The organism is Novosphingobium sp. TCA1 (assembly GCF_009811895.1).
GTDB lineage: Bacteria > Pseudomonadota > Alphaproteobacteria > Sphingomonadales > Sphingomonadaceae > Novosphingobium > Novosphingobium panipatense_A.
This window is the reverse complement of the sequence record NZ_BLJH01000023.1, coordinates 76,641-88,900: the sequence shown is the minus strand read 5'-3', so window position 1 is coordinate 88,900 and position 12,260 is coordinate 76,641. Positions and strand designations below refer to the sequence as shown.

Annotated in this window: 7 protein-coding genes and 1 pseudogene; 3 read left to right on the top strand and 5 right to left on the bottom strand. The window is 58.8% G+C overall.

Annotation, left to right across the window (positions count from 1 at the left end; translation table 11 throughout):
• The 3 genes and pseudogenes from NTCA1_RS28795 to NTCA1_RS21585 form a co-directional block, all read right to left on the bottom strand.
• A pseudogene (locus NTCA1_RS28795) lies at positions 1-182 on the bottom strand (hypothetical protein); the annotation flags it as partial.
• Between the two features lie 73 nt (positions 183-255).
• Positions 256-1,719 (bottom strand): arylsulfatase, encoded by a 1,464-nt coding sequence (locus tag NTCA1_RS21590; protein ID WP_201282560.1) that lies wholly within the window; start codon positions 1,717-1,719, stop codon positions 256-258.
• 424 nt (positions 1,720-2,143) lie between these two features.
• Positions 2,144-3,025: a LysR family transcriptional regulator gene (locus tag NTCA1_RS21585; RefSeq protein ID WP_159831793.1), complete on the bottom strand. Its 882-nt coding sequence runs from the start codon at positions 3,023-3,025 to the stop codon at positions 2,144-2,146.
• A 96-nt stretch (positions 3,026-3,121) separates the two neighbouring features.
• On the opposite strand from NTCA1_RS21585, the gene NTCA1_RS21580 reads away from it, so the two are divergent.
• Positions 3,122-5,443, top strand: a complete 2,322-nt coding sequence (locus tag NTCA1_RS21580) for an arylsulfatase (protein WP_236549509.1) — start codon at positions 3,122-3,124, stop codon at positions 5,441-5,443.
• 188 nt (positions 5,444-5,631) lie between these two features.
• Positions 5,632-7,524: a PAS domain S-box protein gene (locus NTCA1_RS21575; RefSeq protein ID WP_159831791.1), complete on the top strand. Its 1,893-nt coding sequence runs from the start codon at positions 5,632-5,634 to the stop codon at positions 7,522-7,524.
• 121 nt (positions 7,525-7,645) lie between these two features.
• On the opposite strand, the gene NTCA1_RS21570 is transcribed toward NTCA1_RS21575, so the two are convergent.
• Both NTCA1_RS21570 and NTCA1_RS21565 read right to left on the bottom strand, forming a co-directional pair.
• Entirely contained in the window at positions 7,646-9,445 is a 1,800-nt protein-coding gene (locus NTCA1_RS21570) for an SLC13 family permease (RefSeq protein WP_159831790.1), read from the bottom strand.
• 6 nt (positions 9,446-9,451) lie between these two features.
• Positions 9,452-10,939, bottom strand: a complete 1,488-nt coding sequence (locus NTCA1_RS21565) for an FMN-binding glutamate synthase family protein (RefSeq protein WP_159831801.1) — start codon at positions 10,937-10,939, stop codon at positions 9,452-9,454.
• Positions 10,940-11,337: 398 nt separating this feature from the next.
• Between NTCA1_RS21565 and NTCA1_RS21560 the strand changes: the two genes are divergently transcribed.
• Complete coding sequence (locus tag NTCA1_RS21560; RefSeq protein WP_236549508.1) at positions 11,338-12,243, top strand: mechanosensitive ion channel family protein; 906 nt, start codon at positions 11,338-11,340, stop codon at positions 12,241-12,243.
• The last annotated feature ends 17 nt before the right edge of the window (positions 12,244-12,260 follow it).

Below are 12,260 nucleotides of genomic sequence, written 5' to 3'. Positions count from 1 at the left end.
CAGGACCTTTGAAATCGGGCCGATGACGACCACTGCGACGCCTTTTTCCGCAACCTGTTAAAGGCCAGCCTGTTACGCTCTTGCTTCGTGAACTCTCGTGTCAGAGCTGCATAGGCAGGAACAACCTTGATAGGCCCCAGCGTGACAAAGAAAATCAAGAGCACAAAGCCGAGATCGTTCACGGGAACCTCCATGCAGCGGCAATGAAACGCTCATATTCGAAAGTAAAAGGGGGCGCATGCTCTGTACTCCGAACTATCGAGCCTGCGCAGACGACGCGTCAGCCACCATAGCATCGAGGTCGAAGTCCAAACTTTTGATCCGCGGCGGAAATTCCTGAAGAGATTTCATGAATTTGTTGATCTGGGCAGTGGCCGGAGCCAAAGTCCACGATCGGTTTTCCTGCCATTCGTCAAAGCCCCTTGCTTCATGAAAGCGTTCGAAAGGGTCAAGCTTGAGGTTGGTTATTAGCGGCGTATTCAGGTTCTCCTGCACACCGTTGAACCACTTGTCCTGCTTCTTGAAAAGGAACTTCCAATCACCGTAACGTAGACCATGCAAAGTCGTTTCGGTAAAATAATAGAAGTCCATACGTTTTGATTTTCCGCTACCGGTCAGAACATCGGTCTGGTCGTATCCGTCGAGATGGACTTTGTAGGTCGTATTGCCGATAGTCTTACCTTCCAGCAGTGCCTCCTTGAGATCATCCTCACCCAATGCCGACAGGATCGTGGGCATCCAATCTTCCATCGCCATGAATTCGCCAGTGGCGACCCCCTCCTGGATGCGACCGGGCCAACTCACGACGCATGGGACTCGGAAGCCGCCCTCGTAGCCTCCGACGCCTTTTTCTCCACGAAAGGGCTGATTGCCACCATCCGGCCAGCTGTTAGAAGCCGCCCCGTTATCGGTAGAGAACATGACCATCGTGTTGTCGGCAACGCCCAGTTCTTCCAGCAGGTCGAGCAGTTCTCCGACATGATCGTCCATCTGCTTCACACCGTCGGCATACAAGCCGTAACCGGTCACGCCATCATAGGCGGAGGGCAAATGGGTCTGGTAATGCATCCGGGTAGTATTGTGCCAAACGAAAAAGGGGCTCCCCGCCGTTACGGCGTCGCGAATAAACCGTTTTGATTCAACCATGAACTCGTCGTCCAGCGTCCTTTGACGTTCGGAGCCGAACGCCCCCTTGTCCGCAATGATCTGCCCGCCCTTACCGTCTGCCTTGCTATGAATTACGCCGCGCCACGCAAATGCCTTCGCGACTTCCGGATCCTTTGGATAGTCGTACTGCTCGGAGTATTGGCCAGCGTTCAGGTGATAGAGGATACCGAAAAACTCATCGAACCCATGCGCTGTGGGCAGGTGCTCGTCTCGATCGCCCAAATGGTTTTTGCCGAACTGACCAGTCACATATCCGTGCGGTTTGAGTAGCTCGGCGATTGTCGGATCTTCCTTTTGCATGCCCTGAGGAGCGCCAGCCAAGCCAACAGTGCTCAGGCCCACGCGGATTGGATATTGGCCGGTGATAAAAGCCGCCCGGCCCGCCGTGCAAGACGCTTGGGCGTAGTGATCCATGAAAATCATGCCCTTATGGGCTATTCGATCGATGTTCGGCGTAGAACCGCCCATCATGCCGCGATGATAGCAGCTCAAATTCCACATCCCGACATCATCACCCCAGATAATGAGAATATTGGGCTTTGAATCTGGCACACCAACCTCCGTATGCAGGATTTGCTTGGTGCCGAAGTTAGGGACATGATTTCCATTTTTGCATCGGGGATTTCCCCGATCATTGATTGAGCTAATTGGTTGCTAATCTTTCAGGGGCCGGAAATACTACGGTCGTGACCGCAGGTAACCGGTACCCCGGATGGTTGGCCAAGCAGACATCAGCAGGAGGCGAAAATCAATGGCTGAGCGGCTGATTTAGGGAACATGAACGTCTTCAGTATATTACGTGCAGGGTGACACGGCCTGGCAGGGCCTGCTGAGGGCTCGGCTGATGCCATTGGATGCGGTTTCAAGTAAGATGCCAACGTGAGATTTAGGTATATCAACAGCTTCAGTCTCCAGCACACCGTCCGATTTACGTAGGTGAAGCCTTGGCCTTCGAAGAAGTACTTTCTCCTTTGGGCTATCCGTCTTTCGAAGAGCGTTCCAAGAAAGATTTGATCTCTTCAGCCGCCACGACGCTGGCAGACGAACGGCTGCGTCCCCTGCGCACGATCATCGCAATATCGCTATAAGTCGCACCCTGTCCGTACACCGTGAGCTGCACAATCCGACCCGCCCGCAAATCTTCGGCGAGGAAGGCGGGCGATGAAACCCACACGCAGTCGCTGGCAAGCACCGTTTCCCGCAGGACGTGAAAATTGTCACATACGAAGCTGCCGGCACTTTCACGCGCCCCACCGGGAGGAGGTTGGATCGCGCTCGCCATGGGGAAACGTTCCAGATCCGTCATGAGGACGGCCTTCTCGGCAGCAAGAGGGTGGTTCCCGCGCACCATGTAGGCGATCTCGATCCGGCCCAATCGAATAACTTCTGTGCCCGGCACGCGCCCCAAGTTCCAGTTGTTGCCAAGGATCATCTCGATACGGTCATTCAGCAGTTCGGCCACGAGCTGATCGGGTGGCCGAACCAGCGTGCGGACCCGAATGCCGGGCCAGGATCCCAGCAGCAGACTTGCGATCCGGGGCAAAAACAGCCCCGCCATCAACGGTCCCAGTCCGATGGCCACCTGCCCGGGTTCGCCCTGCGGATGGCGCTTGAGGCTGCTTTCCAGATCGCCAACGGCATCGAGTAACTGCCTGGCCCGTTCCACCACATGACGCCCCACCGCTGTGGGATGGACACCGCCCCTCCCCCTATCAAACAGCGTAACGCCGTGGCGCTTTTCGAACGCCGCGATGCTTCGGCTGAGGGCTGGCTGCGTGATGCCTTCTTCCTCGGCCGCGCGTGAGAAGCTCTGGTTGCGGGCCACGGCAACGATATGGCGCAGGCGCGTGAGGTCCATTGTATTCCCATGATGCATCAATCGATAACTTGATATGCATTGGACAGCATGATTTCGCGAGCCATATCTCCCTTGGCAAAAACGGGGAGAGATCGCATGAAACGCAAGTTCGGATGGTTGGCGGGCGTTACCGCCTTCGTCATGGCCGGTGCAGCGCAAGGCCGGGCCCCGCGCGCCGTCCTGCCCATCCCTACTACCCCGTTTCAGGGAACCGTGGCCGAAAACGTGCTCGACGCGAAGGGGACGCCGCAGGTGCCGGTTCGCGCGCCGGAAGGGGCGCCCAACGTGTTCTTGATGATGAGCGACGATGTCGGCTTCGCGATGTCCAGCGCGTTCGGCGGCCCGGTACCGACACCGAATTTCGACCGTCTTGCTGCGCAGGGCCAGCGCTACAATCGCTTCAATACCACCGGCATCTGCTCGCCCAGTCGCGCGGCGCTGCTGACCGGGCGCAACCATCACGCTGCCGGCGTTGGCTGGCTGAGCGACGTTCCATCGCCGTTTCCCGGCTATGGCGGTAAGATACTGCCGGAAACCGCCACGATCGCGCAGATCCTGCGCCTCAACGGCTACAGCACGGCGATGTTCGGCAAGCATCACAACCTGCCCGCCAACGAACGCAGCGAGGCCGGACCGTTCGACGGTTGGCCGACGGGACTCGGTTTCGATTACTACTTCGGCTTCATCAGCGGAGACAGCGACCAGTACTCGCCGATCCTTTATCGCGGCGTTCAGCGGATCGAGCGCGACGATAGCGAAGGCCGCCTGCTGGACAGCCGGCTGGCAGACGACGCCATTCGCTGGATCCACAACCAGAAGGCCGCCGCGCCGGACAAGCCCTTCCTCGTCTACATGGCGCCCGGCTCCACCCATGCTCCACAACAGGCACCGCCGGAGTACATAGCGCGGTTCAAAGGCAAATTCGATCGCGGTTGGGACGTGCAGCGCGAGCAGACATGGCGGCGGCAACTGGCCTTGGGGATCATTCCCAAGGGTACGAAGCTAACGCAGCGTCCTGCCGAGATTCCCGCGTGGGACAGCCTTTCCCCCGATCAGAAGGCCTTCGCCGCACGCACCATGGAAGTCGCCGCCGCGCAGCTTGCCTATCAGGACGTGCAGATTGGCCGCTTGATCGATGAACTTCAGCGCATGGGCGAACGCGATCATACGCTGGTTGCCGTGGTGATCGGCGACAACGGCGCGAGCGCCGAGGCCGGGCCGAAAGGCACGATCAACGAGCTGCGCTCCATGGGCAAGCATGATGAGAGCGAGGCCTGGATGCAGGCCAATATCGACAAGCTGGGCAGTGCCGCCACGTATGAAAGCTATCCTGCCGGCTGGGCCTGGGCGATGAACACGCCGCTGCGCTGGACGAAGCAATATGCCTCGTTTCTGGGCGGTATCCGCAATGGCATGATCTTGTCCTGGCCGGGGCACGTTACCCATCCCGGCGCGATCTGCGGCGAATTTTCGCACCTTGTCGATATTGCCCCGACCGTGCTGGATGCCGCGCATCTGCCGGTACCGGCAAGCGTATACGGCGTGCGGCAGAAACCGATGGACGGCCAGAGCCTGCTGGCCAGCCTTGCCGCCTGCGATGCCGCGAAGCCGCGCACCCAATACTTCGAGATCGGCGGCAAAGTAGGCCTCTATCACGATGGCTGGTTCCTGTCCGGCGACGATGGGCGGATGGCATGGGAGAACCTTCCTCCCAGGGGGACGCGGCCGCCGATGCAGTGGTCGCTCTACAATCTCGACAAGGACTTCTCGCAAGCGACCGACCTTGCCGCGAAGGAACCCGCGCGCCTTCAGACGATGCTGGAACTGTGGAAGCAGGAGGCGGATCACAACGATGTCTTCCCGCTGGACCATCGCTTCGGCATGGCGCGCGGCGCGGCGATGATGCGCGGCAGCGTCCGGAAGCATTTCGATTTCTGGGGCAAGGACGTGAGCCTGCCAGCCAATTCGGGGCCGGTTCCGATCGCACGCAGCTTCACGCTGACAGCCGATTTGAAACTCGACTCTGCCGCGGCCTCTGGCGCGATTATGGCCTATGGCAGCCGGTTCGGCGGGTGGAGCTTCTATCTCGACAAGGGCCGCCCCGCCTTCGTGGCAGCGCGTTCCACCGATCCTGAGGAGATTACCCGCGTGGTTGCGGACAAGGCACTTCCGCAAGGCGCCAGCACAGTGACGATGCGCTTCGCCGTTGATGCGATAGCCGGGCCCGCGACCGTCATGATTAGTGCCGATGGCGTGCAACTCGCCACCGCCCGTCTACTCACTTCGATGCTGATGGCCGCAGGCAATGGCGAAACTCTGGACACCGGACGAGACTTGGGCGTGCCGGTGACCCACTATGCCACGCCGCACGGTTTCATCGAAGGCGATATTCCGCATGTGGCATTGGACTTCGACTGACGGCCATTAGCGCCACCTCGCGCTCCTTCAGTAGCGCGCAGCCAGATGAACTCGAGCCTCAAGCAGCCCGCCGCACACAAACCGTCGTGACCAGTTGAGGCGATTAATAAGTGGCTAGATGGATACAGCAACGGCTATAGCTGCGTGCGCAGCCGACGCCATGCCGGTTTAGCGCATGGAGTCCGAATTTGAGCGACGCATATGATGCACCTTCATGCTTTGGCGATGTCCTTTCGGCGGGCCGCAGTTTAGCCCTTGCCAGATATGATATTCTCGACACGCCGCGCGAACAGCAGTTTGACGATATTGTGAAGCTGGTCGCTGCGATCTGCGCGGCGCCGATCGCTGTCGTCAACCTAGTCGGCGATGACCGCCAATGGTTCAAGGCTGAAATCGGCCTCGGCGTTCGCGAGACGCCGCTCGATACCTCTTTTTGCGCCCATGCTATCCTGGAAGAGGATTTCCTGGAAATTCGCGACGCCACGAAGGACAGCCGCTTTGCGGCCAATCCCTTGGTCAAGGTGGCGGGCGGCATCCGCTTCTATGCCGGTGCGCTGCTCAAAGATCAAGCAGGGCTCGCAATCGGAACGCTTTGCATCCTGGATACTCAGCCGCGCCCCGAAGGGCTGACCGAACTCCAACGTTTCACGCTACAGATGCTGGCGACACAGGTGATGACCCAGTTGGAATTGCGCAAGGTCGCCCGGCAGGAGCGAGAGGGCAAGAACGACCTCGCCAATGCCGCGCTGCGCTTCCAATCGATTTTCAACAGCGCGATCGACTATGCGATCATCGTCATGGATCGCACAGGTTCGATCACCGACTGGAATGCAGGCGCAGTTGCCATTCTTGGATGGGAAGCTCCAGAGATGGTAGGGCGCGATCTCTCGGTCTTTTTTACCCCGGAGGATCGCGCTGCCGCTGTTCCAGGCCGTGAGATGAGACACGCGCTGGCCAATGGCAGGGGCGCGGATGAACGCTGGCATCTGCGCAAGAACGGGGAGCGCTTCTGGGCCAGTGGCGAGATGATGCCGCTCAAGGACGCTGATGACGTGATCGTCGGTTTCGTGAAGGTCCTTCGTGACAAAACTCAGGCGCGTTTGCTTCAAGATCGGATGGCGCAGCAGGATGAACGCCTGCAAATGGCTCTGGCCGCATCCGGCTCTGTGGGTCTGTGGGACTGGATGGTGTCATCCGATCGCATACACGGCGATGGCAATTTCGCACGACTCTACGGGCTTGATGTCGAGGGCTGCGCCGCAGGCCTCACTGAAGAGCAATATCAAAAATATGTCGTTTCTGAAGATCTGCACCTGCTGCGCGACAGCGTCCGAGCCGTCTTTGACCATGGCGCCGATTTCCTCGTCGAGTATCGCCTCGCCATCCCTGGCGAACCGATCCGCTGGGTCGAATGCAAGGGGCGCATGGTATTGGATGCGACTGGTTCGCCCTATCGCTTCTCCGGCACAGCGATCGATGTGACGGCCCGCAAGGCCGCGGAGCAGCAAAAGCAACTCTTGATGCAGGAAATGTCCCACCGGGTAAAAAACAGCTTCACCGTGGTACAGTCGCTCGCTTCCCAAACATTGCGTGGCATCGATCCCGAGGTGCGCGAAGCGTTGCTTAATCGAATCGCCGCACTGGGCCAGGCGAACGACAGTCTCCTCCAGACGAGCTGGAGCGCGATTCAGATTTCCGCCCTTCTCCAGCGTGTGTTATGGCTTGGCGCTGACAGTGGCAGGATCGCGTTTTGCGGAACTGATATCCAGGTCAGCGCCGAAGCAGCAATGTCGCTATCGCTCATCGTCCACGAACTGGCCACCAACGCGGTGAAATATGGCTCGTTATCGCAGGAGGTGGGTGAAGTGCTGGTCAGCTGGCACCACGATGGCAGCCACTTTCAGCTTGTCTGGCAGGAGCGTGGTGGACCTATTGTAGAAAAACCAGCCGCCAAGGGTTTCGGTTCTCGCCTCATATCCATGGGCATATGCGGCAGCCGGGATGTTTTGATTGAGTATCTCCCCGAGGGGCTTCAAGCACGCTTTTCGGTCGATCTTGAGCGAGTTATTCCCAAAAGCTGATTTAAGCCGCAGCCCTTTTCTGACACCGCGGCCGCTCGGCTACGGCATTGCGCGATGCCGATGGTGTCCACGGTATCTCTTAAAGGCATGTTCCGAAGAAATCTTCCGATTGCCTGCCGGTTTACTGCAACAGATAGATGCCGAGACAGGTCGCCAACCCCACTATAATATTCATCGGCAGGCCAATCCGAACAAAGTCTGCGAACCGATAATCGGCAGCAGCGTAGACCATTGTGTTGGTCTGGTAACCGATAGGCGTCGCAAAACTCGCAGATGCGGCAAACATTACAATTAGAACGAGAGACCTGGCGTCTACTCCTGCAACCTCGGCAATACCAATCGCGATAGGCGTCATAATTACAGCGACGGCATTGTTAGTGACAGTTTCCGTAAGCGTTGAGGTCGCAGCGTAAAGTACAATCAATAGGACAAGTGGTTGAAGATGCGCCATCCAAGGCGCCAGCGTATCGACAATCAGGGCGACGCTACCGGCTTTTTCGAGCCCAAGTCCAAATGCGAGCATCGAGAAGATAAGGACGATCACGTTGCCGTCGATAGCGCTCCACGCTTCCTCAGCGTCTATACACCGCGTCAAGAGGACAAGCGCGACGGCGATAATCGCCAGTGCGAATATCGGCAGAACATTGAGAGCACCAAGGACGATTGTTCCGGCCAGAGCAGCGATCGCAATGGGTGCCTTACGTCGGCGAAATCGACGTATCGTGCTCGTATCCTCAGCGATGAAATTGGCATTTTCATGCAGTTGCGCCGCTGCCTGCTCGCTTGCCGCCACCAGCAGGTTGTCGCCTGCGCGCAGGCGCGCGTTGGCAAGGTCGGGCCCGGCGAGGTGACGCGGTCGGCTGAGACCAAGAACGCGCACGCTTAAATTGGAAAGAAAAGGAATTTCGCGCAGGGTGCGCCCAATCGCTGGATGGGATGGCGCCAGCGTGAGACCGACCAGACCTATGCCATCTTCACGCTCATCGCTTGCCAGACGGATGGGCCGACCCACATTCTGAAGGCCGACCGATACCTCATGCGCTCGTGCAAGCGCGTCGAGTTCGCGCGCGCTTGTAGCCACGATCAGGCGATCCCCGCCTTCAAGCACAAGATCGGCGGCAGGTTGGCGCAGGATCTTCGTTCCCCGGCGGACGCCGAGCAAGCGTGTGCCCCCTTGCCGCAAAGCTCTCAAGTCGCCAAGCCGAAGATTTGTGGTCTTCGGTCGCATGATCGTGAGTTCGGTGAGATATATACGTTCGCGGGAATCCGTCACCTCATCATCTGGCCTGTCCGGCAGAAGGCGCGGCCCCAGGACGAGCAAGGTCAAACCGCCGGCAATGAGTGCGATCAGCCCCACGCCGGTAATTTCGAAAATGCTAAATGGCCTTAAGCCGTTTTCTTGCGCCACGCCGTCCACCAATAGATTGGTCGACGTGCCCACGAGTGTCAGAGTGCCACTCAGGATTGCCAGATAGGACAAAGGTATGAGCAGGCGCGTTGCGGCGATGCCTACCGTACGGGCCAAACGCTTCACCAAGGGGATCAGCACCATCACTACGGGCGTGTTGTTTACAAATGCAGGGGCGATTGTCGCTGTGGCGAGCATTTCCGCGATAGCCTTTCTCGGGCTTTGCTGGGCGCGCGCGACCATCAACTGGGCAAGGGCATCGATCGCACCCGTACGAACCAGCGCACCGGAAAGCACAAAAAATGCTGCAATGGTGATCGGGGCAGGATTGGCGAACACTGAAAGCATGTCAGTAGCGGACAGCATTCCCGTCGCCAGCATGAAAGTCGCGCCGGCGATCGCCACTACTACCGGCGGGAAACGCTCGGTTGCAAAAGCTACGAACAGTATGACGACGAGCAAGAGACCTACGAAGGGCTGGTAGCTGCTCCAGCCAGAGATAAGAGGTTGCATCCTCGCTCAACTCCTCGCGCGGAACGTGGCAGCGCTCGCCTGATGCCACCAAGCGGCCATGGAGGTGGACTCCGGTTCGGACAACAGAACGCCCGGTGCGAGAAAGCTGTAAATTTCGTCCATGGCCCGCATTTCGGCGACATTGATGCGCTGGCGCAAGTGCGATGGCCTAAATTCCCCGCACGATTGGAGCCCCGCTGCGACGACCATATCATGCAGCGCATCGACAGTGGCGCGGTGATAGCGCGCCACGCGCCGGGCCTTTTCTGGTACGACCAGAGCTCGCTGACGCGCAGGAGACTGCGTAGCAATACCCGTCGGACAGGTTCCGGTATGGCAACGCATCGACTGGACGCAGCCGAGCGAGAACATGAATGCACGCGCGGCATTGCACCAGTCAGCGCCGAGCGCAGCGTTCATCGCGATTGCCGCGCCCGAAGCGACCTTGCCCGACGCGGCCAACCTGACCTTGTCCTTCAGTCCAGTCCCGACCAGAGCGTTTCGCGCGATGATCAGTCCTTCGCGCAAGGGCATCCCGACGCGGTCTGACAGTTCCGTTGGCGCGGCGCCGGTGCCGCCTTTGGCACCATCGATGACGATATAGTCGAGCAGGATCCCAGTCTCCAGCATCGCCTTCACGATGGCGAGGAACTCGTGCGGATAGCCAATGCACAACTTGATCCCGACAGGCTTACCGCCGGATAGGTCACGCATCTGACCTGCAAATTCCAGCAGCTCAATTGGCGTGGCGAATGCGCTATGGCCTGGCGGAGACACACAATCCGCACCTTGAGGTACATTTCGGGCCTTCGCAATCTCGGCGGTGACCTTGGCGCCGGGAAGCAGGCCGCCATGGCCCGGTTTGGCACCTTGGCTCAGCTTAATCTCGGTCATCCGTATCGCTTCGCTCCCGGCCTGGTCGCGAAACTTGCCAGGGTCGAACCTCCCGTTCTCATCACGGCAGCCGAAGTACCCCGAACCTAATTCCCAAACGATGTCGCCCCCGTGTTTGAGATGATAGGTTGATAAACCTCCCTCACCTGTATCGTGATAAAACCCTCCTAATTTGGCTCCCAGGTTCAGCGCCTCGATGGCATTGGCGCCTAGTGACCCGAAGCTCATCGCTGAGATGTTCAGCCGAGACGCTGCATAAGGCCGGCTGCACTGATCGGTGCCCACCAGAACCCGCTGATCACGCTCGACATTGGTCGCTGGAGCTATTGAGTGAGCAAGCCATTCGTATGCACCGGAATAGACGTCAAGTTCCGTGCCGAAGGGATGGGCGTCCTCATCTCCCTTCGCCCGAGCATAGACCAACGCTCGCTCATCGTGGCTGAAGGGGCGCCCATCAAGATCGCTCTCGACGATATAGGCCCGCAAATAGGGCCGCATCCATTCAAAAAGCCAACGGAAGCGCGCTGACGCGGGATAATTGCGCCTAAGGCTGTGCTCCGACTGAACCAGATCAATCAATGCCAGCAGCAAGATTGGCATTGTCAGCAGGAGTAGCCACCGCGCTGCCGGATGAGTGTTCCAGCACAAGGCGATAACCAGCGAGGCTGCGAGTGCCCCCCACAAGGCAATGTTTCTGCCTCCGGCACCGTCGCGAAAGAGAGCAGCGGCTAAGCGAAATTTCGGAAAAGGCTTGGACACAGGGTTCACCGCTAATGATGTCAGCGGCCCTTTCGACCACTCTTCGGGTATCTGAAGGGAAGAACGGGCTTGTGCGCAGATTGTCGCAGGCAGCGCCTGGAAAACCGGAAATAAATCATTCTATGCGCGATCACCATTCCCTCTCGCACGTTGAGGCGGAGCCAATCGGTCTTTCAGGCGCTTCTCCAGGGTCGCAGCCGCACAATTAAGCGCGGCTTACAGACGGGACGAGGCAGCGTGTGAGCACATTCGACATCCTGATGCGCCAGTTGTGGTCGATGTGGACCGGCTTCATAGCTCTGCTTCCCAACATCGCCATTTCCGTGCTGCTGGTTATCTTGACGGCGCTGGCCGCCCGGCTCTGCAGGCGTATCGCGGCCCGACTGACCCAGCATGCCCACATACGCGAAAGCCTCAAGCAATTGGTCGACACGGTCGTGTCCATCGCCGTCTGGGTCGTAGGTCTCATGATCGCAGCGACCGTGGTATTGCCTGGCCTTACACCGGCCAGCCTCATCGCGGGCCTCGGTATCGGCACCATCGCGATTGGCTTTGCTTTCCAGGATTTCTTCCAGAATTTTCTCGCTGGGATCCTCATCATGGTGCGCCAGAAGATGCGCATCGGCGACGTAATCGAATGCGATGGCATCGTGGGCCGCGTGGAGCATATATCGCTACGCGAGACCCACGTTCGCAAGCTCTCCAACGAGCTTACGATTGTCCCCAACTCCACCCTTTTCAAGAATCCTGTCGAGATACTCACTGACAAGCCCCATCGCCGCCACGAGATCGTGGTCGGGGTCTCTTACGACACGGACCTTGATCGAGCCGCCGACGTAATTCGAAGCGCTCTTGAAGGCCTCGATGTCATCGAGAAAGACCGCCGGATCGATGTCTTCGCAAAGGAGTTTAACGCGAGTTCAGTGGACTTCACCGTCCGCTGGTGGGCTGGCTCCAAGCCGCTCGACATGCACTCCTCGCGCGACGCCGTAATCCGGGCCGTGAAGTCCGCTCTCGACGAAAACGGGATCGAGATCCCCTTCCCCTATGTGACGAATACATTCAAGGAACCCTTGGGCATTCACAGGTCCAGTCAGGATGCGCCTCAGGGGGATGAGGCGGCGCAATCCGGACTTGGCGCCTGACCGACGGCAAAGCCCGG